Annotated in this window: 26 protein-coding genes; 13 read left to right on the top strand and 13 right to left on the bottom strand. The window is 70.7% G+C overall.

Annotation, left to right across the window (positions count from 1 at the left end; all coding sequences use genetic code 11):
* Nucleotides 1-104: 104 nt before the first annotated feature.
* The 4 genes from B4V06_RS08405 to B4V06_RS08420 all read right to left on the bottom strand — a co-directional run bounded on the left by B4V06_RS08405 (nucleotide 105) and on the right by B4V06_RS08420 (nucleotide 2,559).
* Complete coding sequence (locus B4V06_RS08405; protein WP_498169083.1) at nucleotides 105-407, bottom strand: DUF8036 family membrane protein; 303 nt, start codon at nucleotides 405-407, stop codon at nucleotides 105-107.
* Nucleotides 408-457: 50 nt separating this feature from the next.
* The gene (locus tag B4V06_RS08410) at nucleotides 458-736 is read right to left on the bottom strand and encodes a winged helix-turn-helix domain-containing protein (RefSeq protein ID WP_498169085.1); all 279 of its coding nucleotides are present in this window, start codon (nucleotides 734-736) and stop codon (nucleotides 458-460) included.
* A 117-nt stretch (nucleotides 737-853) separates the two neighbouring features.
* Nucleotides 854-2,134: an amidohydrolase gene (locus B4V06_RS08415; RefSeq protein ID WP_498169088.1), complete on the bottom strand. Its 1,281-nt coding sequence runs from the start codon at nucleotides 2,132-2,134 to the stop codon at nucleotides 854-856.
* Nucleotides 2,135-2,226: 92 nt separating this feature from the next.
* A complete protein-coding gene (locus B4V06_RS08420; RefSeq protein WP_123112142.1) occupies nucleotides 2,227-2,559 on the bottom strand; it encodes an uS10/mL48 family ribosomal protein in 333 nt (110 codons plus the stop codon).
* A gap of 161 nt (nucleotides 2,560-2,720) precedes the next feature.
* On the opposite strand from B4V06_RS08420, the gene B4V06_RS08425 reads away from it, so the two are divergent.
* From B4V06_RS08425 to B4V06_RS08435, 3 genes are all read left to right on the top strand, one after another.
* A complete protein-coding gene (locus B4V06_RS08425) occupies nucleotides 2,721-3,167 on the top strand; it encodes a bis(5'-nucleosyl)-tetraphosphatase (RefSeq protein WP_123112141.1) in 447 nt (148 codons plus the stop codon).
* Nucleotides 3,168-3,283: 116 nt separating this feature from the next.
* On the top strand, nucleotides 3,284-4,327 hold the full coding sequence (locus B4V06_RS08430; RefSeq protein ID WP_498169091.1) for a DUF5787 family protein: 1,044 nt from the start codon (nucleotides 3,284-3,286) through the stop codon (nucleotides 4,325-4,327).
* A 21-nt stretch (nucleotides 4,328-4,348) separates the two neighbouring features.
* Nucleotides 4,349-4,558 carry a hypothetical protein gene (locus tag B4V06_RS08435; protein WP_498169093.1) on the top strand — a complete coding sequence of 70 codons (210 nt, stop codon included), beginning with the start codon at nucleotides 4,349-4,351 and terminating at the stop codon, nucleotides 4,556-4,558.
* A 60-nt stretch (nucleotides 4,559-4,618) separates the two neighbouring features.
* Here B4V06_RS08435 and B4V06_RS08440 read toward each other — a convergent pair whose 3' ends face one another.
* Nucleotides 4,619-7,690, bottom strand: coding sequence for an FAD-binding and (Fe-S)-binding domain-containing protein (locus B4V06_RS08440; protein WP_498169095.1), 3,072 nt, complete (start codon nucleotides 7,688-7,690; stop codon nucleotides 4,619-4,621).
* Nucleotides 7,691-7,825: 135 nt separating this feature from the next.
* On the opposite strand from B4V06_RS08440, the gene B4V06_RS08445 reads away from it, so the two are divergent.
* The 3 genes from B4V06_RS08445 (at nucleotide 7,826) to B4V06_RS08455 (ending at nucleotide 11,052) form a co-directional block, all read left to right on the top strand.
* A complete protein-coding gene (locus B4V06_RS08445) occupies nucleotides 7,826-8,413 on the top strand; it encodes an LUD domain-containing protein (protein ID WP_498169097.1) in 588 nt (195 codons plus the stop codon).
* Nucleotides 8,406-10,640, top strand: a complete 2,235-nt coding sequence (locus tag B4V06_RS08450) for an LUD domain-containing protein (protein WP_498169099.1) — start codon at nucleotides 8,406-8,408, stop codon at nucleotides 10,638-10,640. Before B4V06_RS08445 ends, B4V06_RS08450 begins: the two co-directional genes overlap by 8 nt.
* 100 nt (nucleotides 10,641-10,740) lie before the next feature.
* Nucleotides 10,741-11,052: a PRC-barrel domain-containing protein gene (locus tag B4V06_RS08455; RefSeq protein ID WP_123112135.1), complete on the top strand. Its 312-nt coding sequence runs from the start codon at nucleotides 10,741-10,743 to the stop codon at nucleotides 11,050-11,052.
* Here B4V06_RS08455 and B4V06_RS08460 read toward each other — a convergent pair.
* From B4V06_RS08460 to B4V06_RS08480, 5 genes are all read right to left on the bottom strand, one after another.
* The gene (locus B4V06_RS08460; RefSeq protein WP_123112134.1) at nucleotides 11,049-11,375 is read right to left on the bottom strand and encodes a DUF5789 family protein; all 327 of its coding nucleotides are present in this window, start codon (nucleotides 11,373-11,375) and stop codon (nucleotides 11,049-11,051) included. The genes B4V06_RS08455 and B4V06_RS08460 overlap by 4 nt on opposite strands.
* Before the next feature lie 112 nt (nucleotides 11,376-11,487).
* Nucleotides 11,488-11,901: a JAB/MPN domain protein-containing protein gene (locus B4V06_RS08465; protein WP_123112133.1), complete on the bottom strand. Its 414-nt coding sequence runs from the start codon at nucleotides 11,899-11,901 to the stop codon at nucleotides 11,488-11,490.
* Between the two features lie 2 nt (nucleotides 11,902-11,903).
* Complete coding sequence (locus tag B4V06_RS08470; RefSeq protein ID WP_123114814.1) at nucleotides 11,904-12,596, bottom strand: hypothetical protein; 693 nt, start codon at nucleotides 12,594-12,596, stop codon at nucleotides 11,904-11,906.
* A gap of 99 nt (nucleotides 12,597-12,695) precedes the next feature.
* The gene (locus B4V06_RS08475; protein WP_123112132.1) at nucleotides 12,696-13,256 is read right to left on the bottom strand and encodes a thioredoxin family protein; all 561 of its coding nucleotides are present in this window, start codon (nucleotides 13,254-13,256) and stop codon (nucleotides 12,696-12,698) included.
* Between the two features lie 40 nt (nucleotides 13,257-13,296).
* Nucleotides 13,297-13,560, bottom strand: a complete 264-nt coding sequence (locus tag B4V06_RS08480) for a hypothetical protein (RefSeq protein WP_498169103.1) — start codon at nucleotides 13,558-13,560, stop codon at nucleotides 13,297-13,299.
* 95 nt (nucleotides 13,561-13,655) lie between these two features.
* Between B4V06_RS08480 and B4V06_RS08485 the strand changes: the two genes are divergently transcribed.
* Nucleotides 13,656-13,841 (top strand): hypothetical protein, encoded by a 186-nt coding sequence (locus tag B4V06_RS08485; protein WP_498169105.1) that lies wholly within the window; start codon nucleotides 13,656-13,658, stop codon nucleotides 13,839-13,841.
* A gap of 49 nt (nucleotides 13,842-13,890) precedes the next feature.
* Nucleotides 13,891-16,455 carry a PAS domain S-box protein gene (locus B4V06_RS08490; RefSeq protein ID WP_498169107.1) on the top strand — a complete coding sequence of 855 codons (2,565 nt, stop codon included), beginning with the start codon at nucleotides 13,891-13,893 and terminating at the stop codon, nucleotides 16,453-16,455.
* Nucleotides 16,456-16,561: 106 nt separating this feature from the next.
* On the opposite strand, the gene B4V06_RS08495 is transcribed toward B4V06_RS08490, so the two are convergent.
* From B4V06_RS08495 to B4V06_RS08505, 3 genes are all read right to left on the bottom strand, one after another.
* Complete coding sequence (locus tag B4V06_RS08495; RefSeq protein WP_498169110.1) at nucleotides 16,562-16,960, bottom strand: OsmC family protein; 399 nt, start codon at nucleotides 16,958-16,960, stop codon at nucleotides 16,562-16,564.
* 112 nt (nucleotides 16,961-17,072) lie between these two features.
* Complete coding sequence (locus B4V06_RS08500) at nucleotides 17,073-18,470, bottom strand: sugar porter family MFS transporter (RefSeq protein ID WP_123112127.1); 1,398 nt, start codon at nucleotides 18,468-18,470, stop codon at nucleotides 17,073-17,075.
* Between the two features lie 362 nt (nucleotides 18,471-18,832).
* The gene (locus tag B4V06_RS08505; protein WP_123112126.1) at nucleotides 18,833-19,555 is read right to left on the bottom strand and encodes a metal-dependent hydrolase; all 723 of its coding nucleotides are present in this window, start codon (nucleotides 19,553-19,555) and stop codon (nucleotides 18,833-18,835) included.
* 121 nt (nucleotides 19,556-19,676) lie between these two features.
* Here B4V06_RS08505 and B4V06_RS08510 point away from each other — a divergent pair, with 121 nt between their 5' ends.
* The 5 genes from B4V06_RS08510 to B4V06_RS08530 all read left to right on the top strand — a co-directional run bounded on the left by B4V06_RS08510 (nucleotide 19,677) and on the right by B4V06_RS08530 (nucleotide 24,024).
* Nucleotides 19,677-20,690 carry a zinc ribbon domain-containing protein gene (locus B4V06_RS08510; protein ID WP_498169114.1) on the top strand — a complete coding sequence of 338 codons (1,014 nt, stop codon included), beginning with the start codon at nucleotides 19,677-19,679 and terminating at the stop codon, nucleotides 20,688-20,690.
* Between the two features lie 54 nt (nucleotides 20,691-20,744).
* Nucleotides 20,745-21,488, top strand: a complete 744-nt coding sequence (locus B4V06_RS08515; protein WP_123112124.1) for a fumarylacetoacetate hydrolase family protein — start codon at nucleotides 20,745-20,747, stop codon at nucleotides 21,486-21,488.
* Nucleotides 21,489-21,629: 141 nt separating this feature from the next.
* Nucleotides 21,630-22,724 carry a histidinol-phosphate transaminase gene (hisC, locus tag B4V06_RS08520; RefSeq protein ID WP_123112123.1) on the top strand — a complete coding sequence of 365 codons (1,095 nt, stop codon included), beginning with the start codon at nucleotides 21,630-21,632 and terminating at the stop codon, nucleotides 22,722-22,724.
* Nucleotides 22,721-23,395 carry an adenylate kinase family protein gene (locus B4V06_RS08525; protein ID WP_498169119.1) on the top strand — a complete coding sequence of 225 codons (675 nt, stop codon included), beginning with the start codon at nucleotides 22,721-22,723 and terminating at the stop codon, nucleotides 23,393-23,395. Before hisC ends, B4V06_RS08525 begins: the two co-directional genes overlap by 4 nt.
* Before the next feature lie 26 nt (nucleotides 23,396-23,421).
* On the top strand, nucleotides 23,422-24,024 hold the full coding sequence (locus tag B4V06_RS08530; RefSeq protein WP_123112122.1) for a CDP-alcohol phosphatidyltransferase family protein: 603 nt from the start codon (nucleotides 23,422-23,424) through the stop codon (nucleotides 24,022-24,024).
* Nucleotides 24,025-24,224 lie beyond the last annotated feature (200 nt).

Raw genomic sequence — 24,224 nt, forward strand, 5'->3', positions numbered from 1 at the left:
TGATTGCTGGGAGTCCACATCAAAGCCCTACCCTCAACGAGCGAACCCCGTATGGGGTGAGCGAAGTAGGGTAGGGTAGTTTACTCCCACGTCACCCGCAGCATTCAGTCCCAGGTTACCCACAGCAGGAACGCCAGCGCGACCGTCTGGAACACGTGGACGACGACGTTCGCCCGCCACGCCAGCGACGGCATGTCGGTCGCGAACCAGCCGGCGAGCACGGGATGGTATACGTAAAAATACAGCGAGAGCGCGTTCTGCGCTAAGAGTACGACGCCGAACGCCGCCAGCCCTATCGAGTGTTTCGACCGGAACGTCAGGTAGTTCCGCGCCCACACCCACGTGAGCGCGACCAGCATCGCGACGTTGACGGCGACGCTCACGCGCGCGACGTCTACCCACCGCATCGCTCACACCCCGCGAGCGCCGGCGCGGTCACACCGCGGGCCCGTGGCGGTCATAGCGCGAGCCCCTCGGCGATCTCCTCGACGAGGTCCCAGTGCCGACGGGTCCCCTCCGTCGGGTAGTACACCGTGCCGTAGCCGTCTCCGGTGCGCTCGACCACGTCGTGGTCGCGGAGCACATCCAGGTGGTGTCGCACCGTCGTGTAATCGAGACCGAGGTGCTCGGCCAGCTGGTTCGCGTTCCGCGGGCGATCGTCGATCGCCCTGAGGATCCGGACTCTGTTCGGGCCGCCGCGGGTGCCGGTGAGCACGTACCAGAGGGCGGCCTCCATGTCCGAACTGAGGGGCTCGCGGCGCCTAAACCTACCGCCGGAGGAAGCGTTCACGCCCGACTCGGCCGTCTCACGAGGGGGTTCGGAGCCGGCGGCGCTCCCGGTCGACGCGTCGCCTCACGGGCTCGTCTCGGCGACCCGTAGGGTCGCCCCGCTCAGCACGTCGATGCCGACCGCGATGTCGTCCTCGACCACGTCGAAGGTGCTCGTGTGGTGGCCGCCCGGGTGATCGGTGCCGACGCCGACGTAGCAGGCGAGCCCGCCGTTCTCCTGGACCGCCTGCATCAGGTAGGTGGCGTCCTCGGAGCCGCCGAGGTCGTCGCTGTCGACGACGTTCGTGACGCCCGCGGTGTCGCCCGCGACGTCGCCGACGATCCCGGCGAGGGCGGCGTCGCTGGTCGCGCTCGGGGCCTCCCCCTTCGTTGCCACGTCGACCTCGCAGTCGTGCATGCCGGCGGCCGACTCCAGGATCCGGTCGGCGTGGTCGGACATGTACGCGGCCAGCTCCGTCGTCGCCCCCCGGAGCTCCCCCTCGATGTACGACTCCTCTGGGATGATGTTCGTCGCGGTGCCGCCGCCGACGAGCCCGGCGTTCACCCGGGTCGGCCCGTCGGCGTGGCGGGGGATCGCGTAGAGGTTCTGTATCGCCGCCGCCATCGCCTGCACGGCGTTGCGCCCCTGCTCGGGCCGCGCGCCGGCGTGGGCCGGTGCGCCGGTGAACTCGGCGAGGAAGTGCCGGACCGCGAGGAACCCCTCGACGCCGCAGACGACCTCGCCGGAGGGGTGGTCGAGGCCGACGTGGACCGCGTAGAGATAGTCGACGTCGTCGAGGTGTCCGGACTCGGCCATCGGCTTCCCGCCGGCGACCTGCTCCTCGCCGGGCTGGAAGAACACCTTCAGCGTGCCGGAAAAGTCGGAGTCGAGCACCGCGTCGAGCGTCCCGAGCCCCATCGTCGCGTGGGCGTCGTGACCGCACGCGTGCATGAACCCCTCGTGCTCGGAGCGGAACCCCTCGGCGACCGGCGCGTGGCCGGCGTCCTCGGACTCGCGGATCGGCAGCGCGTCGATGTCGACGCGGACCCCGATCACGGGGCCGTCGCCGCGCTCGACGACGGCGACGCAGCCGGTGTAGCCGCCCGAGAGCTCGTCGACGACGTCCGGGTCCGCGCCCGCGTCGCGGGCCCGTCGCTCCCACTCGGCGAGCTCGTCGTCGTCGGGGACGTTCATCCGGTCGTCGGTCGCGAGGGCGTCGCGCCCGACGTACAGCTCGGTCAGGTCGCGCTCCCGGAGCTCCCCGACGATCCGGGCGGTGGTGTAGAACTCGCGCCACGCCGGCTCGGGGTGGCGGTGGAGATCGCGGCGGAACTCGCGGTACGCGTCGGATTCGAGCGCGCTCATAGCCGAAGGTGGCCGCGAGCGTGCTTAAAAGGTCGCGTGGCGGAATCGGGCGGTCGCGGTCGCCGAGCGCCCCCGCTCGGCGGTCGAACCGATCAGTCCCGGCGGTGACCGAGCGGCTTCTTCTGATCGACCTCGACCTCAACGTGGATCGAGTCGGGGAAGTCGCGGCCGACGACCTCGCGGGCGATGTCGTCGGCGCCGTGGATCTCCATCGAGCGCTTGTAGACGGAGTAGCTCCACGGGGAGAACTCGTCGCCTGCGCGGAGTTGTTTATAAAGGGGTACGCGGACGGTCTCGGCGGGCGCGGCGTGCGGGCCCTTACACTCCGCGCCCTTCCGTTCGAGGGTCGACTTGAGCTCCTGGACCGTCTCGGCGAGCACGTCGCGGTCGCCGGAGGCGAAGGAGAGTTTCGTGACGAAGGTCATGGCTGGGGGGTCGTCCGCCCATGGTTGCCGGAGGAGTAAAAACGCATCTACCCGCGAGTCCGCGGGATCGGCGGCGATCCAGCTCGATCGGGGATCCGTCCCCGGCCCCTGCGTTCGGAACTCCGACACGCTCTTTAAGGGTGCTCGCTTACCTGACGGTAATGACGGTCGAAGCGACCAGCGCTGGAGCCATCCTCTTCCGCGACACCCGCGGCGAACGGGAGTACTTGCTCCTGAAGAGCCGACCGGGGGACTGGGAGTTCCCCAAAGGCGGGGTCGAGGGGGACGAGGAGCTCCAGCAGACGGCGATCAGGGAGGTGTCGGAGGAGGCCGGGATCGAGGATTTCCGGCTCATCGACGGCTTCCGCAGGGAGTACGACTACGTGTTCGAGGCGAACGGCAAGACCATCCACAAGACGGTTCACCTGTTCATCGCGCGCTCGTTCGAGGCGAGCGCCGAGATCTCGAACGAGCACCGCGACCTGCAGTGGCGCGACTACGACCAGGCGCTCAACACGATCACCCAGAACGGGCCCCGCGAGATCCTCGATGACGCCCACGACTACCTCGACGAGCGGAAAGACGAGGAGACCGGCGACTACGTTTGAGCGGCCGCTCCGCTCCGAAACGGGCGAGCGCCGAGCCGGCGACGGCGCCCGGCTGGCCGCGGGGGCGACTCGCGTTCCGGCGGTTCGTTTTTAAACGGTCCCGCACTACTGCAGCCGTGACTCCGGACGCCGAGTTCGGCTACGAGCTCCTCGTCTGCCGGTACGCCGAACTGGCGTGGCACCCGAGCGACGGCGCGCGCCCCGCGCTCGTCGCCCGCCAGCTCGGCACCGCGGAGCGCCGCTGGGACACGGTCGTGATCGAGGTCGACCCCGCGGCGTTCGCGGCGCGGCGCGCCTTCGGCGACCGGACCATCGACTCCGACCTCCTCCACGTCGTCCGCCACGCGCCCGCGGAGTGGGCGTGGTACCGCGACGCGCTCCCGCACCCCGGCTACCCCTGGCGGTACGTCCGGCAGGCGGTCCACCGCGCCGCGGGGCGGGACCTGATCGAGAAGCGCCGCCGGAACAACCGCATCCAGCTCCGCCGGAAGCGACCGTACCCCGACTGGGTCGAGCGGATCGTCGCGATCGAGAACAAGCCCGACCTGGACCGCTCCGCGGCCGACCGGCTCGCCGACCAGCTGGAACACGACGTCGAGGCCGCCCTCGCCGACGAGGCGTGGCTCGCGACCGAGACGACGGGCGAGCGCGTCGAGCCCGCCCTCCTGCGCGAGATGCCGGTCGAGGCAGGGATCCTCGCGACTGACTTCTCCGACGGCGTCCGCGCCGAGGCGGGCGACGTGGCGTGGCACCCGAGCGACCTCTCTCCCGGCGGGGCCGGTGCGACGGACGGACCCGGAGGCAGCGGTGAGTCCTCCGATCGCGCCGGCTCTCGCACCCCCGAGACCGAGACCCTGCGGCTGGAGATCGCGGAGCGCGCCTACGGGAAGGGGTGGCGCTCGTATCACGAGACGATGCGCCCGGACTGCCGCCACTTCGAACTCCGCCGTGAGGGGCGGTCGCTCGTCCCGCACTGCGCGACGAAGGAGAAGGTCCCGACCGCGCGCGAGTGTTCCGGCTCCTGTCCGTCGTTCTCGCCCGAGCCGCCCCAGTGGCGGACGAAAGGATGGCCCATCCAGGGCGGTCCCGGGAAGGGGGTCACGCGGCTGTTGGCTCGGCGGCGAGAGCGAGAGCGCGAGGCGGTCGACGCATTCGAGTGACTGCGCCTCGCAGGCAACCGCGTGAAGTTCCCGACCCCCTCGCCGTTCGTGTACGCGGCGCGGACGGCGCTCGTGGTTCTCACCGTCGCCGTCGTGCGGTACACCGGCTTCCTCCTCGACGAACCCGGCGGGCTCGATCCGGTGTTTCTCGCCCTGGTCGCCGTGACGTATCCGGCCTTCTCGTACCTCCTCGCGCTCATCGCCGCGAACGTGAAACGCGTTCCGGAGTGAGGAGCGCGCCGGGCTCCGCGGGCCGGGGCGCTCGCCGTCGGGCCCTGATAGCGTCGCCGCTTACGCCAACGCCGCCGCGAGCTTCTCCACCGGGTGCGGCGGCTCGGGGGCGTCGCCGTCGCGCTCCTTCAGCTGGGTCCGGCAGGAGGCGCCGGGCGCGACGACCTCGTCGCCGTCGCTCTCGTCGACCTGGTCGAAGAGGATCCGACCGATGGCCTTGCTCATCGAGTAGTGCTCGGCCTCGTAGCCGAACGAGCCGGCCATCCCGCAACAGGAGGAGTCGAGCGGGTCGACGCCGTAGCCGGCGCGGCGGAGCACGCCGACGGCGTGGTGGTCCTTCTTCGTCGCCTTCTGGTGGCAGTGCCCGTGGTAGGTGAGCGACTCGGTGGGCGCGTCGAGGGCGAGCGCCTCGTCGAGCCGGTGGGCGTCGACGTACTCCATAATCCCGTACGTGTTCTCGGAGACGGCCGCCACGTCGGCGTCGGGCACGTCGCTGGCGTCGCCGTCGAGCAGGTCGTGGTAGTCCGACTGGAGCATCACGGCGTCGGTCGGCTCCACGACGACTACGTCCCAGTCGTCGCGGACGTCGGGCGCGAGCGTCTCCACGGCGTCCCTCGCCGCCGCGCGCGACTCGTCGAGCATCCCCTTCGAGTGCGGCGGGCGCCCGCTCCCGTCGACGTCCGGAATCCGGACGTGGCAGTTCGCGGCCTCCAACACCCGGACCGCGGCCTTCCCCGCGCCGGGGTTCGTGTAGGTGGTGTACACGTCGGGGAAGAGGAGGACGTCGCGGTCGGCCTCGGCGCGGGGGACGCCGGCGCCGCCGCGGGCCTCGAACCAGTCGGTCAGGCTCTCCGAGCGGAACGTCGGGAGGTCGCGCTCCTTCGCGATCCCGAGCGCCTTCTCCATGACGAGGCCGGCGCCGGGGAGCTTCCCGGGGAGGTTCGAGAGCGGCGCGAGCTTCGAGCCGAGCGGCGCGAGCGACTCGAAGTTCCCGAGCAGCCGGGTCCTGAGGTCGATCCCGTGCTCCTCGTGGTGGGCGTGCTCCACCTCGGCCTTCAGCTTCGCCATGTCGACGCCGCTCGGGCAATCCTTCTTACACCCCTTACAGCCGACGCACAGATCCATCACCTCCGTGACGAACTCGTCGTCGGTGGGGTCGTCCGGCAGCTCGCCGCTGATGGCGCCGCGGAGCATGTTCGCCCGGCCGCGGGTCGCCTGGATCTCCTCCTCGGAGGCGCGGTACGTCGGGCACATCACGCCGCCGGTCGTCTCCTGGGGCCCGCGACAGCCGCCGCAGCCGTGGCAGAGCTCGACCATCCCGCGCATCCCGTTGTCGACGGCCCACTCCATCGCGGGGTCGAAGGCGGCGTCGTACTGGTACTCCGAGTCGAACCGGAGGTTCGAGCTCATGTCGAAGTCGCCGCAGACGTTCCCGGGGTTGAGCAGCCAGTCGGGGTCGAACGCGGTCTTGAGGTCGCGGAACGACTCCCAGAGCTCGTCGCCGTACAGCTTCCGGTTCCACTGGGTCCGGGCGTGGCCGTCGCCGTGTTCGCCGGAGACCGACCCGCCGAGCCGGACGACGGCGTCGGTGACGCGGTCGGCGATGTCGACCATCGCCTCGACGTCCTCGACCTCCTTCGTGTTGATCAGCGGGCGGATGTGGAGCACGCCGGGACCGGCGTGCGCGTAGAACGTCGCGAACGTGTCGTTGTCCTCGAGGATCTGCTGGAACTCGCGGGTGTACTCGGGGAGGTGCTCCGGGGGGATCGCGCAGTCCTCGATGAAGGAGATGTGCTTCTCGTCCGTGGTTCGCGACAGGAGGATCGGGAGGCCGGCCTTCCGCATCTTCCAGAAGCGGTCGCGCTGCTCGGGGTCGTGCGCCTCCATGGCGTCGACCGCGCGGCGCGGCTGGCTCGTCACGTCGGCGGCGCCCTCGGTCGGGTCCGCCTCCGTCTCGGGGCGCGACCGGTCGTCGGTCGCGCCCACCCGGTCGGCGACGAGGTCGGCGACCTTCTGTTTCCCGTTCGCGTCGCTATCGGCGTAGAACTCGACGAGGAGGACGGAGTTCGTCCCCTCGGGTAACATGCCGACCACGTCCTCGAACTCCGGGGTGTCGGCGGCGAGCCCGAGGAGGACGTCGTCCATCACCTCGACCGCGGCGGGGTCGTGCTCGAGGATGGGCGACACGTCCTCCATCGCGTCGAGGAGGTCGTCGTACGTCAGGAGCGCGACCGCCTTCGTGTGGGGGATCTCGACGAGCGAGACCGTCGCCTCGGTGACCGTCGCGAGCGTCCCCTCGCTGCCGGCCATGAGCCGGGCGAGGTTGACCACCCCTTCCTCGCCGTACTCGCCGCGGTACTCGTCGAGCAGCCGGTCGAGGTTGTAGCCGGAGACGTTCCGCTTCATCTCCGGGAACCGCTCGTCGATCTCGCCGGCCTCCTCGTCGAGGATCCGGACGACCTCGGCGTGGATCCGCGGGAGCAGTTCGTCGGCGTCGGGGTCGGCCGACTCGCGGAGGTCGTCGACGGCGACCTCGCCGAACGCCGTCACCGTCCCGTCCGCGAGCACGACCTCCGCCTCCTCCACGTAGTGGTCCGTCTTCCCGTACTTCAGCGAGTGCGCGCCGGTCGAGTTGTTGCCGATGGCGCCGCCGACCGCCGACTTGTCTCGCCACGCCGGGTCGGGGGCGAACTTCAGCCCGTGGGGCTCGACCGCCGCGTTGAGGTCGCCCACGTACGCGCCCGCCTGGACCCGGGCCTCCTCCGCGTCCGGGTCGGTCGAGAGCACCGCGTCCATCGAGTCGGTGAGGTCGAGGACGACCGCCTCGTTGACCGTCTGCCCCGCGAGCGACGTGCCCCCGCCCCGCGGCAGCACGGGGATCCCCTCGGCGAAGCAGTACTCCTGGACCGCCGCCACGTCCGCGGTCGACTCCGGCATCACGACGCCGATGGGCGTGACCTCGTACGCCGAGGCGTCGGTCGCGTAGAGCCGCTTCGAGTAGTCGTCGAACCGCACGTCGCCGTCCACCCGGCGCTCGAGCGCGTCCACGAGCTCCGGCCGATCGGTCTCTCCCCCGGTGTAGTCGAAGTCCCCCCCGTCTCTGGGGTCCGGATCCGGCGTGTTGGTTGCCATGGGAGACCATCACGGTCGAACTATGAAAAATCCCCTGACCCCGACGGGAGCGCGGGAATCCGGCGACGGCCGCCGGAATCGTCGGCGCGCGGGAGCCGGCGCAACACCCATATATATCCCCTTGAATGATGACGTATGTCAGCCGCCGACCGCTCGACGTTCAAGCGTCGACTCGACTCCCTCGGCGTCACCGTCACCGAGGGGCCTGCGAGCGAGTGTGAAGACCTGGTCGACGAGGCCGCCGGCGACCCGGCTGTCGGGGTCGCGCTCGCCGAGGAGGGCGACGACGCGGACGACGGGTCGATCGCGCTCCCGGACCGAGTCGCGACCGACCCGACCACGGCCGAGCTCCGCGCGGCCCACACCGGGGTCACGGACGCGTCGCTGGGCGTCGCCGAGTACGGGAGCGTCGCGATCGAGGCAGACACCGCCGGCACGGAGCCGGTGAGCCTCTTCGTCGACCGCCACGTGGTCGTCCTCCGCGAAGGCGACCTCGTTCCGGACATGCCCGACGCGTTCGACTGGCTCGGCCCGAAGGCGCGCGACGAGTCGGTCGACGTGGTGTTCGCGACCGGCCCGAGCGCGACCGCCGACATGGGCGGGCTCGTCCACGGCGCGCACGGGCCGAAGGAGGTGCACGTGGTGCTGTTGCGGGGGGACGACGCGGGTGCGGACGAAAACGCCGATACCACGTCCGACTCGGAGGTGACCGCCGATGAGTAGCGACGCGTCGAAGGGCGAGCGCATCCGCGAGCTGATGGCCACCGAGGGCGACGCGGTCGCCGAGAACACCCGCGGCTTCAATCAGGGGCGGATCGAGTCGACCGGGCGGCTCGACGACTACGAAGAGCTGAAGGCCGACGCCCGCGAGATCAAGGAGGACGCGATCGCTCGGCTCCCGGAGCTCATCGACGAGGTGCGAGAGACCGTCGAGGCCAACGGCGGGACCGTGTACGTCGCCGACGACGCCGCGGACGCGAACCGGTACATCACCGAGCTGACCGCGGAGCAGCGCGACGCCGACCGCCTCGTGAAGTCGAAGTCGATGACCAGCGAGGAGATCGAGGTGAACGAGGCGCTGGAGGCCGCGGGCGTGGAGGTGGTCGAGACGGACCTCGGCGAGTGGGTGCTCCAAGTCGCCGACGAGGCGCCCTCCCACATCGTCGCGCCGGCGATCCACAAGTCCCGCGAGGGGATCGCGGAGCTGTTCGCGGAGCGGTTCGACCCGGAGGACCCGCCGGAGACCGCCGAGGAGCTCACCATGTTCGCCCGCGAGCGGCTCGGGGAGCTGATCGAGGACGCCGACGTGGGGATGACCGGCGCGAACTTCATCGCGGCTGACTCCGGTACCATGCTGTTAGTCACCAGCGAGGGCAACGCCCGGAAGACGGTGACCGCGACGGACACCCATATCGCGGTCGCGGGCGTCGAGAAGATCGTCCCGACCGTCGAGGAGTTCGCCCCCTTCGTCGAGCTGATCGGGCGCTCGGGGACGGGACAGGACGTGACCTCCTACATCTCCACGCTGACCCCGCCGGTCGACTCGCCGGTTCCGGACTTCCGGAACGACGCGGACCCGCTCGCCGACGGCTCGGGCGACGACCGCGATTTCCACCTCGTCCTCATCGACAACGGCCGAATGGCGATGCGCGACGACGAGCAGCTGAAGGAGACGCTGTACTGCATCCGGTGTTCCGCCTGCTCGAACGCCTGCGGGAACTTCCAGAGCGTCGGGGGCCACGCGTTCGGCGGCGAGACGTACTCCGGCGGGATCGCGACCGGCTGGGAGGCGGGCATCGAGGGGCTCGACACCGCCGCCGAGTTCAACGACCTCTGTACCGGCTGTTCGCGCTGCGTCCCCGCCTGTCCGGTCGAGATCGATATCCCGTGGATCAACACGGTCGTCCGCGACCGGATCAACCGCGGCGAGGCCGACCCCGGACAGACGGACTGGATGTTCGAGGAGTTGGTCCCGGACGAAGAACCCGGCGGGCTCGACCTGCGAACGCGCCTCGTCGGCAACTACGAGACGCTGGCGAAGTGGGGGAGCCGGACCGCGCCGGTCGCGAACCGGCTCGCCGACGCGGGGCCGGTGCGCGCGATCGCGGAGCGCGTCGCCGGGATCGACCGGCGGCGCGACCTGCCCGAGTTCGCGAGCGAGTCGCTCGTCGACTGGTTCGATGCCCGCGGTGGCCCCCGGGTTCCGGTCGACTCGGCCGAGCGCGAGGCCGTGCTCTACCCCGACACGGCGACGAACTACGTCGACGTCGACCGCGGGAAGGCCGCCGTGCGCGCGCTGGAGGCGCTCGACGTCCACGTGCGGATCCCGGACCTCCCGGGGAGCGGCCGCCCGCCGCTCTCGCAGGGGATGATCGCGACCGCCGAGTCGGCCGCCGAGGACGTGTACGCCGGGCTCGCGACCCACGTCGACGCCGGCCGCGACGTGGTCGTGATAGAGCCGAGCGACCTCGCGATGTTCCGGAGCGAGTACGAGAAGTTCCTCCCCGAGGCCTCCCACGAGCGACTCGCCGAGGCCAGCTACGACGTGATGGAGTACTGCTTCGGCCTGCTGGAGAACGGCGGGGACCCGGCCGCGCTGCGCGCGCCGGCCGAGGGGACCGGCCCGGTGGCGTCCGGGACGCGCGTCGCCTATCACCCGCACTGTCAGGCGCGGACGGTCGGCGTCGGCGAGCACGCCACCGCCGTCATGGAGGCGCTCGGCTATGACGTGCGCGTCTCCGACACCGAGTGCTGCGGGATGGCGGGCTCGTTCGGGTACAAAAGCGACTACTACGAGCTGAGCATGGACGTCGGCGAGCCGATTCGGGAGCAGTTCGGCGACACCGACCGCACCGTCGTCGCCGCCGGCACCTCCTGCACCGAGCAGATCGACGCGCTCCTCGGGGACGCGCCGATGCACCCGGTCGAGCTGGTCGCGCCGCGGGAGTGAGGCCTGCCGGGGGCTGATCCCGCTAACGCCCGCTCCCCGCGTCTGACGGACGTCGTTCGACAACGAACGCTTAATAGGCGCGCTCGTGACCGTATGGCATATGAACGCGGCTCCACAGGAGATCACGTCGCTCGTCGGTCGTGAGGTGTACTCGAACAACGGTGTCTTCGTCGGGGAGATCGAGGACGTGCGCCTCGATCTGGACGCGCGGTCGGTGACCGGACTCGCGCTTGCGGAGCTCAACCGCGAGCTGTTCGCCGGGCGCGTCGACGGGAACAGCGGCGTCATCGTCCCGTACCGCTGGGTCCGGGCCGTCGGCGACGTCGTGCTCATCAACGACGTCATCGAGCGGCTGGACACGGGCGGCGACGAGAACGAGGCCGAGGTCGGCCAGTCCGCGGGATCTAGTTAAAAGGGGAGCGCGTCGCGCAGGCTGGCTAAGACGCCGCCGCCTTCGCGCCGCTCGCGGTCGAACACGGGGTACAGCGCGTCGAGGAACTCGGTCTCGTTCTCGAACTCGGTCTGTGGCACCTGTTCCAGCGCCTCCGAGAGGCGGATCGTCCGGCCCTTGGCGTCGTAGGGGATCTCGCTGTCGTCGAGCGCGTCGACGATCTCGTCGCCGGTCGCGGGGAACGAGACGCCGGCCTCCTCGACCCGCTCGTCCAGCACGGCGATGCCGAACTCGATCGCGTCGGGCTCCGAGGAACCGCCGCCGCCGGGTGGGCGTGCTGCCATCGCACCGACGTACTCGCTCGCTCCTTTTTAAACCCATGCTCGCGCGACGGCTCGCTCGCGGGGGCCTCGCGCGCGTACCGCGACCGCGCCGGGGTCGAGTTCCCCGGGCGGCTCACTCCGGGAGCGACTCTTCGGGCGGGACCGCGTCGAGCACGGCGAGCTCCATCCCGTCGCCGGAGCGGTCGAACGCGGCGACCGTCTCGTCGTCGTACGGCGGGACCGCGACGAGCACGACCGCGGCGAGATCGTCGGTCTTCGACACGCCGAGGAACCCGTCGGGGTGCGAGAGGAACCGCGCGCCGCCGTGGCCCGCCGGGGTGCCGAGGTCGACGCCGAACACCGCGTTCACCGACCCGCCGACATCCGGGGTGAAATGCGTCAGCACCGGCGTCTCCGGGTCGAGTTCGGTGTCGACCTCGAAGTCGCCGGCGCGCGTCGCCGACAGCCGGAGGTTCGTCTCGCCCGGATCGCGCTCCGCGGCGCGTTCGAGCAGCACCGTCAGCAGGTCGCGGGTGACGTGGATCACGCTCAGATCCCGATCGCGGACCGGAGCGTCTTCACGTAGAGCCCCGGCGCCTTCCCCCGCGAGTTCGAGAGCGCGTCCTCCACCGCGATCGCCGCGCCGTCGAGCACGCCGACGCCGTGACCCACCAGCACGCGGTCCGGGTCGTGGCCCGAGAGCGCCTCCGTCGGCGGCGTCAGCCTGAGCATCGGATGGACGCCGATCCGCTCGCGGTCCCCGCGGAAGTACGACGAGGAGCCGAGCGACTCGGGGACGATCAGGGTCTCCCCGTCGAAGAAGCCGGCCTCCTGCCACGGCGGCAGCGAGGAGTCGCGGATCCGGAACGCCTCGAAGCCGGTGTCGGCGAGCCGGTCCCCGAACCGCTCGACGGGGGCGTTGAGCTCCCTCGCGACGCCCGTCATCCACTCGGGGACCCACACCGAGACGTCGTGACGGGTCGCGATCGCGGCGCTGTCCCGCTTGTGTCGGTCGAGGCCGACGACGACGCCGGCGACCGTCCCGAGCTCTCCCAGCAGGTCGTCGAGCCCGGGGGCGTCGACAGGATCGAACACCCAGACGTCGTCGGTCTCGCTCTCGTCGTTCGGGACCGCGATCGCGTGGCTCGCGCGCTCCATCGTCTCGTCGGGGTACGCGATCCAGCCGACGCCGCCGTCGAACCGATCGATCTCGTGGAGGTCACCGTCGCCGTCGCCTTTCATTCCCATACCGACGCTTCGGCCCGGATCCCTTTCAACCCGTCTCCGGCGGTGAGGGAACCGGTCTCGCTCGCGCCGGGACGCCGCGGGCGCCGCCGACGCCTACGCCTCGGGCCACTTGATCGAACAGCCGCGGGAGGGGCGGTCCGGGATATCGACGCTTTCGCCCGCGAGCACCGACTCCACGGCTGCTCTGACGTAGAACTCGGTCGGCTCGTCGTCCGGGTCGAGCGCGTCGTCGAGCCGGCCGTGATACCGGAGCCGCCACGCGTCGCCCTCGCGGCCGAACAGGAACGGGTCGGGCGTACAGACCGCGCCGTACGCCTCGGCGACCGCGCCCGTCTCGTCGCGGAGGTACGCGTCGTAGGCGATCGCCCCGTCGGCGACCCGTTCGCGCATCGCCGCAAACGAGTCCTCGGCGTACTCGTCGGCGTCGTTGGGGTTGATCCCGACGACCGCGAGGTCGTCGTGCTCGGCCGCGAGCTCGTTGAGCAGATCGAACTTCGCCTGCGCGTACGGGCAGTGGTTACAGGTGAAGACGACGAGCAGCGCGTCCGCGTCGAACGAGTCGAGCGCGTGCGTCTCACCGTCGACGCCCGGCAGTTCGAAGTCGGGGGCCGCGTCGCCGCGGTCGAGCGCCGAGTCGGACTCTTTCATCACCATGCGAGACGCTACCGGCGGCGGAAGGAAAACGGTTCCGCGGTCACCGCCGCCCGAACACCCGCGCGAGGGCGCGGGCCGTCCCGAGCGCGGCCAGCCAGCACGCCGCGAACGCGAGCGACGCGGCGAGCGAGGCCGCGAGGGCCGGGAGCCCGGCGACCGCAGCGACCAGTCCGGCAGCCGTGGCGAGGATCGCCGCGACGGCGGCGAGTAGGCCGCGAGCGGCTCGGACCGGCCGGACGTCCCCCGCCGTGTTCGGTCCTCGCGTTTGCCCCGGTCGTCGTGCTCGCCCCTCGCTCGGTCGCACGGGGACGCTGGCCTCGCCATCCCTCCTAAACCCTCGGACCGTCCGCGGACTGCCGCCGACTCAGGGCTTTTGAGCGCGGCCCGCGTAGCGGACGCATGTCAACCCGTGAACCGAACTACCGAACGCTCCGGCTGCTGTGCGCGAACGCCGCCGGCATGGCCGGCTTCCTGCTGGCGTTCGCGGTGGGTCGGGAGTTCGCGCTCGCGCTCGTCGCGGGACTCGTCGTCGCCGCCATCGGGTACGTCGCGTCGAGCGCGGTCGTCGAGTACGCGGGAGGGTGACGGACCGAAGCGGAACGATTAACATGTCGGAAAATGCGTACAAACACGAATGACAGGAGGGGACGGAGACGGTTCGACGGCGATCGCGGCCGGAGAGAGCTCGCCGCCCTCGATCCGAGTCCTCCTCGTCGACGACGAGCCGGGGTTCGCGGACACCGCGGCGTCGCTCGTCGAGTCACGCGACGACCGCTTCGAGGTGACGCCGGAGACCGACCCGAGCGAGGCGCTGGCGGCGACCGAGTCGGGCGCGTTCGACTGCGTCGTCAGCGACTACGAGATGCCCGGGACCAACGGTATCGAGCTCCTAAAATCCGTCCGGGAGCGACGCGGCGACCTCCCGTTCGTGCTGTTCACCGGGAAGGGGTCCGAGCGGATAGCCGGCGAGGCGGTCGCCGCCGGCGCCGACGGGTACCTCCCGAAGGACGCCGCCGACGACCCGTACGACGCGCTCGTGTCGCGGGTCGCGGGCGTCGTGTCTGAGGCGCGGCCCGACCGCCGGTTTACGGAGCACCTCGACCGCATGACGGACGCGTTCTGCGAGATCGACGCGGAGTGGCGGCTCACGTACCTCAACGAGCGGGCCGCCGAGATGCTCGAACGCGACGCCGGCGACTTGCTCGGCGACCAGATCTGGGAACGGTTCCCCGCGATCCGCGGGACCCTTCTCGAGGAGGAGTTCAGAGCGGCGATGGCGGACGGCGAACAGCGGGCCTTCGAACGCCGCTTCGAGGCGATCGACGCCGACCTCGCCGTCGACGTCTACCCCTCGGAGACCGGCCTCTCCGTCTACTTCCGCGACGTGACCGAACGCAAGGAGCGCGAGCGGGAGCTCCGCGAGCTCTCGGAGCGGCTTCGGCTCGCGGTCGAGGGCGCCGACGTCGGCGTCTGGGACTGGGACCTCCGCACCGACGAGGTCCGGTTCGACGAGCGGTGGGCCGAGATGCTGGGCTACGACCGCTCCGAGATCGCCTTCGAGCTCTCGGAGTGGGAAGACCGGGTGCATCCGGACGACATCGACGAGGCGTGGGCGGCGCTCGAGGCCCACTTCGCCGGGGAGACGGAGTACTACCGGTGCGACCACCGGATGCGGTCGAAGTCGGGCGAGTGGGTGTGGATCCGGGACCGCGGCCGCGTCGTCGAGCGCGACGCGGACGGCGATCCGGTCCGCGCGGTGGGGATCCACATCGACGTGACCGAGGAGAAGGAGCGCGAGCGCGACCTCGAACGCTACCGGCGACTCGTCGACGAGCTTCCCGACTGCGTGGCCGTCTACGACGCCGACGCCCGATTCGAGCTCGCCAACGACCGCATCACAGCGGTGTACGATACGCCCCGCGAGGAGCTCATCGGCCGACGGAGCCGGCTGATCCGGCGGATCCGCGAGACCCGAGACGGCGACCCGTTCGCGGCGCTCATCGAGGGGGACCGCGAGACGCTGTCGGGGACGGTCGAGATCGAGTTCCCCGGGCGGCCGGAGACGATCGTCGACTACGGGCTGCGCCGCCTCGTCATCGACGGGGAGTTCGACGGCGTCCTGGGGATCTCCCGCGACGTGACGGACGACCGCCGCCGCCAGCGCCGGCTCGAACGCACCTCCGCTCGGCTCGAGGCCCTCTACGACGGCTCGCCGGACATGATCGACATCCACGACGAGACGGGCGAGATCGTCGACGTGAACCGGGTGATGGCGGCGGAGTTGGGTTACGATCCCGAGGAGCTCGCCGGGATGAAGGTGTGGGACGTCGACCGGGAGATGGACCCGGAGGCGGCGATCGAGATGTGGGACGAAATCGAGATGGACGAGACGATCCGGCTGGAGACGACGTTTGCGCGGGCCGACGGCACGGCGTTCCCCGTCGAGGTCCACGTGCGCCGGATCGACGTCCACGGCGAGGACCGGTTCCTCGCCAGCAGCCGCGACATCTCGGAGCGGAGGGCGTACGAGGAGCGGATCGAACGCGAGAACGAGCGGCTCGACGAGTTCGCCTCGATCGTCTCGCACGACCTCCGGAACCCCCTCAACGTGCTCTCCGGCTACCTCCGGCTCGCGAGGGAGACGGGGAGCGGCGACTACTTCGACCGCTGCGAGCACGCCCTCGACGAGATGGAGCGGCTGATCGAGGACGTGCTCACGCTCGCCAGACAGGGCGACGCCGTCGGACCGGTCGAGCCGGTCGCCATCGGGGAGCTGGCCGACCGGTACGACGCGGACGAGTTCGGGTCGGTCGAGGGCGTCGGAGCCGGGAGCGACGGCGAGGCCGACGCGGGCGACGTCGACGTCATCTTCGAGGCCGACGGCGAGGTGCTCGCGGACCGCGACCGCCTGAAGCGACTGCTGGAGAACCTCTTCCGAAACAGCGTCGAGCACGGCGGGATCCGGGTCGTCGTCGGCGACCTCGAGGACGGCTTCTACGTCGCCGACGACGGGCCGGGGATCCCCGAGGAGCAACGCGACGAGGTGTTCGAGAGCGGCTACACCACCTCCGAGACGGGCACCGGGTTCGGGCTCGCGATCGTCGAGCGCATCGCCGAGGCCCACGGCTGGGAGGTGACGCTGACCGAGAGCGAGTCGGGCGGCGCGCGCTTCGAGTTCCGCGGGGTCGAGCGGCCGTGAGCGACCGAGCGACGACCGTAGACGGAACTCGGGAGCGACGACCACAGGCGTCGCTCGTGCGTGCGGCGGTGGCGGCTACGAAAAGCGGTCGGCGTCTCGGACGCCCTCAGAACGCGCCCGGATAGACGCTCACGTCGGCGCGGAGCTCGTCGCGGAGCGCGCTGTAGACGTGACAGATGCCCTCTGCCCGCTCGGCGATGTCGGAGGCGGTCTCGTCGTCGAGGTCGGCCTCCACGTGGACGTCGAAGGCGATGGCCGACAGGTCATCGTCCTCGTCGAGGTCGGCGCTGGCGTCGATCTGGATCTTGCCGAGGTCCTCCTCGCCGCGCTGGCTCCCGCCCACGCGGAAGGCGGGGAGGTAACAGGAGGCGTACGTCGCGACGAGCGCGGCGTTCGGGTTCGGTCCGGTCTCGTCGGTCGCGTCGATCTGCAGGTCGAAGTCGCCGACCTGGCTCGTGCAGGCGTACCCCTCCTCGGAAACGGTGGATGTCTCGATGTCTACCATAGTCGTTCTCTGGTTCGGTCTGACGGGGATAAAGGTTATCGGCATCGGAACGTCGTGGGGGCGTCGAACGGCGGCGCGCGTTCGCCGCCGGCGCCCCGGGCCGTCGTCTCCGTCAGTCGTCCGCGCGAACGTCCGCCGCCGACCCGGTCGCGCTGCGGAGGTCCGCCTCGATGGCCTCCAGCGTCCGCCCTTTCGTCTCGGGGACGGTGCGGTAGGTGAAAAGCAGGGCGACGACGCTGCACGCGCCGAACAGCCAGAACGTCCCCGGCGTGCCGATCCCGTCGAGCAACACGGGGAACGACAGCGCCACGGCGAGGTTCGCGAGCCAGTTGGCGACGGTCACGAGCCCCATCGCGCTCCCGCGGACCGCGAGCGGGTAGATCTCGGAGATGAGCAGCCAGAACACCGGGCCGAGTCCGATCGCGAAGAACGCGACGAACGAGACGAGCGTGAGCGTCGCCAGCCAGCCGACTCCCCCGGTCGGGTCGGCGAACTGGAAGACGAGGCCGGAGGCGGCGAGCGACCCGATCATCCCTCCGGTCCCGACGAGCAGGAGGGGGCGCCGACCGACGCGGTCGACGAGCAGGATCGCGACGACCGTCATCGCGACGTTGACCGAGCCGATGAACACCGACGCGAGGATCGACTGCGAGCTCCCGAACGCGGTCGACTCCAGGATCGTCGGGGCGTAGTACATCACCGCGTTGATGCCGGTGATCTGTTGGAACACCGCGAGCCCGAGCCCCACGATCAGCGCCGGACGCATCCACGGACTGAGGAGGTCACGGACCCCGTTCCCGGACTGCGCCTCAACGGTCGCCTCGATCTCCGAGAGCTCCGACTCGATGTCGCCCTCCCGCGTGCGGCGGAGGACCGCGCGGGCCTCGTCGGTGCGGCCCCGCTCGTAGAGCCACCGGGGGCTCTCGGGCATCCGGGACATGCCGACGGCGAGCACGACGGCGGGGACCATTCCCGCGCCGAGCATGATCCGCCACGAGCCGGAGCCGGAGAAGGCGTAGTTGACGAAGTACGACGCGAGGATCCCCACGGTGACCATCAGCTGGTTCAGCGAGGTGAGGCCGCCGCGGACGGAGGGCGGCGCGATCTCGGAGATGTACAGCGGGCCGACGATCGACGCGAACCCGATGGCGATCCCGTCGATCATCCGCCCGGCGACGAGCACCTCGACGGTCGGCGCGACCGCCATGAGGAACGATCCGAGGAAGAACACGCCGGCCGACAGGAGGATGAACCGCTTGCGGCCGATGCGGTCGGAGATCTGACCCCCGACGGCAGCGCCGGCGGCCGCGCCGACCATCGCGCCGCTGACGACGATCCCCTCCACCAAGGGGGTCAGCTCGAAGGTGGTGTCGATAAAGAGGATGGCTCCGGAGATGATCCCCGTGTCGAACCCGAACAGGAGTCCGTTGAGCGCTGCGAGCGCGGAGACGATGTACACGAATCGGCCCCCCTCTCCGCGGATCACAGCCCGCATATCAGCGGTTGACATGGCGTACCAATCCGACCGTAACTGTCTTTTATTTAGAAGACTTCTGATTTATTATTAATTTAAATCTATGAAGGAATATTGTGTCCTTGGATGTCGACGGAATCTACAGATATTTGTATAATATTTATTCGGATTTGAATAGTATTCTACGGAGCCGCGCATATGTCGGCGCGTCGGCGTCCGCAAAACGGAGCCGCGCCGCTCTCCGGTCTCGCCATGGCGAAAAAAACAGTTCCACCGCGTGTCAACGGCCCCACCGCGTGTCAACGGCCCCACCGCGTGTCAACGCGCTGTCGGCCCGCGAACCCACCGCATGTCGACCCGCGACCCGCGGCGTCGAAGCGTTCGGTGGCCGGCGTCGACTACTCCAGCGTGTACGTCTCGTCGCCGTCGAGGACGACGGGCTCGGCCGCGGCGCCCGCGGCCTTCACCTCGTTGACGAACTCCCGCGTCTCGATCTCGATCGGCGGGAACGAGTCGTAATGCATCGGGAACACCACGTCCGCGCCCACCCAGTCGGCGGCGATGCCGGCGCCGGCGGGGCCCATCGTGAAGTGGTCGCCGGCAGGGAGCGCGGCGGCGTCGGGCTCGAGGTACGGCGCGATCACGTCGACCATCTCCGACATGAGCCCGGTGTCGCCCGCGTGGTAGAACGTCGTGCAGTCGGGGTCGGACTCCTGGGTCGGCTTCTTATCGCCGACGACGAAGCCCGCGGGCATCCCGGCGGAGTAGTCGGGGTCGTTCTCGATCCCGTTCGAGTGGTCCGCGCGGACCATCGTCACCCACGCGTCGCCGCACTCCACGGTGCCGCCGATGTTCATGCCGCCGGCGGCGACCGAGTGCTCGAGGCCGAACTCCTCCTGGACGTAGGCGGTCAGCTCCGGCGTGGCGACCACGGTCGCGTCGGGGAACGCCGCGGCGTGAGCGATGTGGTCGCCGTGGCCGTGGGTCAACAGGAGGTAGTCCGGATCCAGGTCCTCCGGGTCGACGTCGGTCTTCGGGTTGTCGAAGAACGGATCGATCAGCAGTTCCGTGTCGTCGACGACGACGTGCCACGTCGAGTGGCCGTGCCAGGTGAGTTCCATGGTACGACCGGATCGTCTCAGCGCGCGGTAATAAAAGTCGACTCCGCGGAAGCCCCCTCGCGGTATCCCGGGCGTCGACGGGGGAGAGGAGTTAACAACTCCCCGACCGAACTCGACGGCGATGCCCTCCGAGCGGCCCGAGAGCCCTCCCCCGACCGACGCGTGTCGCGAGTGCGGCCGGCCCATCCCGCCCGACGCCAACTTCTGTCCCGGCTGCGGGGCCGAGCTGCGCGACGCGGCCGACGCCGCGTACTGCGCCGAGTGCGGCGACCCCCTCGCTCCCGAGGACGAGTTCTGTGCCGCCTGCGGAGCGGCGCGTCCGGAGTCGGCGGGGCGCTCCGTCCGACGAGGCGACGCGGCCGCGGACGCCGAGGCGCACCGCGCGTTCCGGCGTCGGGTCCGGGACCACCTCGACGAGGGCTGGGAGCTCACCGAGGACCGCGGCGACCGGGTCGTGCTCGTCGAGAGAGGCGTCGGGTCGGTACCCATGCACGTCCTCCTGCTCCTGACCACCGGCGGCGTTGGTAACTTGCTGTACGGCTGGTACCACTACTCGGAGCTGGCCGAGACGCGCCGGCTGGGCGTCTCCGACGGTCCCCTCCCGGACGGCGAACTGTCCGAGCCGAGGGAGGACGACGGGGCCCTCGTGACGCTCTCCGGGTACCTCCTCGGCGGGGTGCTTTCCCTGATCGGCCTCGGTATCGCCGCGGTCGCCGCGGAGCAGGGTGCGCCGCTCGGCGCGGCGTTCGGCCTCGCGTTCGCCGTCATCGGGGTCGCCCTGACGCCGCCCGCGGAACGACGGCTGAACCGGCGACACGGCCTCTCGCGGTTCGGCCGGATCCGGACCGTCGACCACCGGGTCGTCCGGGCGACGGAACGCACCGAGTCCCCCTGCGTCGTCTGCGGCGAGTCGTTCGAGCGCGGGGTCGTCCGGCGCCGGCGCGACGAGACGGTCGCCGTCGGCGTCCCGGTCCGGACCCACGCGATGGAGCGCAACCACTACTGCGCCGACTGCGCCCGCGAGGAGCTGTTCGGCGGGGCCGACGAGCCGGACTCCGCCGGAACCGGACCCGAATCCGCCGACCGAAAGCCGGCGACCGAGAACCCACACACGACCGAGCGGGAGCGCGAGTGACGCGGCCGGCGCCGTCCGGCAACCCTTTTTAAGACCCCGCCCGATCGCTCGCACATGCACCACGCACGGTTCCGCGACCCGGCGGGTTCGGTCCGGGAAGGCACGTACGACCCCGAGAGCGACACCGTCGCCTTCGGCGGCGACGAGTACGCCCTCGACGACCCCGCGATCGACGTGCTCCCGCCGACGGATCCCTCGAAGATCGTCTGTATCGGGCGCAACTACGCCGACCACGCGGCCGAGCTCGGCAACGACGTGCCGGACCGGCCGCTCCTCTTCTTGAAGCCGCCGAACGCGCTGGCGAGCCACGGCGACACGGTCACCGTCCCCGCGGGGAAAGACCGGATCGACTGGGAGGCGGAGCTGGCGGTCGTGATCGGCGAGCAGTGCAAGGCGGTCGACGCCGAGGACGCGATGGACGTCGTCGCGGGCTTCACCTGCATGAACGACGTCTCGAACCGCGACGACCAGAACCGCGAGCAGAACTGGGTGCGCGGGAAGGCGTTCGACAACGCCGCGCCGCTCGGTCCCGTGATGGCGACGCCCGAGGAGGTCCCCGCGGACGCGAGCGTCGAGCTCCGGGTGAACGGCGAGACGAAGCAGTCGAGCGACCGCGGGCACCTCATCTTCGACGTGCCGACCCTGATCGAGGAGATCACGACGTACCTCACGCTGGAGGCCGGCGACGTGATCGCGACCGGGACCCCCGAGGGCGTCGGCGCGCTCGCCGACGGCGACACCGTCGAGGTGGAGGTCGAGGGCGTCGGCACCCTCGAACACGACGTGCGCGTCCCCTGAGTCGGGACCGGAACTCCCGCCTTCCGGTGCTCCCTGCGGGCCGGTCGCACACCGGGTTTCCGGTGAACCGACGGCGCGGGCCCGCCGTCACCGCCGCGCGGTTCGGCCACCCTTAAGACCGCCCGTCCCGGACGAACGGGCATGGAACCACGCGATCTCTCGGACCACTCCGAGTACGTCCCGGGCCGGGGCGTCGAGGAGGTCGCCCGCGACCGCGGGATCGACCCCGACGACCTGATCAAGCTCTCTTCGAACGAGAACCCGCACGGCCCCAGCCCGGCGGCCGTCGAGGCGATTCGCGAGCACGCCGACCGCGTCCACCAGTACCCGAAGTCCTCGCACACGGACCTCACCGCGAAGATCGCCGAGAAGTGGGGCGTGGCGACCGATCAGGTGTGGGTCTCGCCCGGTGCCGACGGCTCGATCGACTACCTCGCTCGGGCCGCGTTAGAGCCCGGCGACGAGGTCCTGGTGCCGACGCCGGGGTTCGCCTACTACGGGATGTCGGCGCGGTACCACCACGGCGAGGTGACGGAGTACGACCTCTCCCCGGCCGACGGCTTCGCGCAGGACGCGGAGACGGTCCTCTCCGCCTACGGCGGCGAGCGGATCGTCTACGTCACCTCCCCGCACAACCCCTCGGGCTCGACGATGCCCCTCGACGAGATCGAGGCGATCGCGGACGCGACCGCCGACGAGACCCTCGTCGTCGTCGACGAGGCGTACGGCGAGTTCGCCGCGGTCGACAGCGCGATCCCGCTGGTCGACGAGCGCGACGACGTGGCGGTGCTCCGGACGTTCTCGAAGGCGTACGGGCTCGCGGGGCTCCGGATCGGCTACAGCGTCGTCCCGGAGGCGTGGGGCGGGGCGTACGCCCGGGTGAACACCCCGTTCGCGGCGAACGAGCTGGCGTGCCGGGCCGCGCTCGCCGCCCTCGACGACGAGGACCACGTCGCCGAGTCGATCGAGACGGCGCGCTGGGCGCGCGAGTACATCGCGACCGAACTCGACGCGCCAACCGTCGAGTCGGCCGGGAACTTCGTGCTCGCCGAGGTCGGCGACGCGGAGCGGGTCGCCGACGCGGCGCAGGAGCGCGGCGTGATCATCCGCGACTGCACCTCCTTCGGGCTCCCGAACCACGTCCGGATCTCGACCGGGACCCGCGCGGAGACGCGCGAGGCGGTCGAGCGGCTCAACGAGACGCTGGCCGACCTCGGGCTCGGTGTCCGGGCGTGAGCGGGGAGTCGCCGACCGAGGACGGAGACGCCGACGCCCACCGAGACGCCGACGCCCACCGAGACGCCGACGCCCACCGAGACCCCGACGCCCACCGAGACCCCGACGCCCACCGAGACCCCGACGCCCACCGAGACCCCGACGCCCACCGAGACCCCAGCCCGACCCGCGTCGCCGTCACCGGCACCCCCGGGACCGGAAAGTCGACCGCGACGGACCTGCTCGCCGACGAGTACGACGTTATCCACCTCAACGAACTTATAAAGGAAAACGACGCCCTCTGGACCGAGCGCGACGCCGACCGCGACACGCTCGTCGCCGACCTCGACGCGGTCCGCGAGCGCCTCGGCAACTGGGCCGGGGTGCTCGACTCGCACCTCGCGCACCGGTTCGACGTCGACCGCGTGGTCGTCCTCCGGTGTCACCCCGAGACGATCGAGGCGCGGCTCCGCGCACGCGGTGAGTCGGACGCCACGGCTTCCGAAAATGCGGAGAGCGAGGCGCTCGACGTGATCCTCTCGGAGGCCGTCGAGGAGCACGGTGTCGAGAACGTCTACGAGATCGACACCACCGACCGCGATCCCCGAGCCGTGGCCGACGCGATCCGCGCCGCGATCGAGGGCGAGCGCGAGCCCAGCGCCGGCACCGTCGACTTCATCGATTATATATGAACCGGCCGCGACGGTAGAAGCGATAGATGACTCTCGACCGGTACCGGTCGGTGGCGGACCGCCTGCTCGGACCGTGGGTGCGCGCCGCCGCCCGGCTCGGGCTCTCGCCGGACCAGGTGAGCGTCCTCGCGTTCGGCGTCGCGGTCGCGGCCGCGGGCGCGTTCGCGGTCGGCGACCCACTGTTCTACGCGGTCGGCGCCGTGTGCGTCCTCCTCAACGGCTGGCTCGACCTCGTCGACGGCGCCTTGGCGCGGCACCTGGAGGTCTCCTCGGACGGCGGCGACCTCCTCGACCACGTCCTCGACCGGTACGCCGACATCGCGATCATCGCCGGCTTCACGGTCGGGGTCGAGGCGTACGCCCTCGGCTTCCTCGCGGTCACCGGCGTCCTGATGACCTCGTACATGGGCACGCAGATCCAGGCGGTCGGCATCGGCCGCGAGTACGGCGGGCTGCTCGGGCGGGCCGACCGACTCGCGCTGATGGGTCTCGTCGGCCTCGTCGCGGCGGTCTACTCGGCGCCGATCGTCGCCGGACTCAACGTCGTCGGGCTCCTGCTCGCGCTGTTCGCCGCCGTGGGGCATCTCACCGCGGTCCAGCGGTTCCTGGGCGCGTGGAGCGATTTATAAACGGGCCGACGTACTGAGTGCGAATCCCGGAGCGACGGTGTGTTTATTTATAAGTCAGAGCGCGGTGTTGCCATCGGCTATTTATCAGTGGTCGACGACTCTGCGGTGACGACCACCAAAGCCCCACCCGCCTCGCACCGCAACCGCAGCCTCACGCCTCCCCAGCCTCGGCGGACGGGCCGGCGCGGGCCGGAGCCGCG

Source organism: Halorubrum sp. B53 (assembly GCF_059752395.1).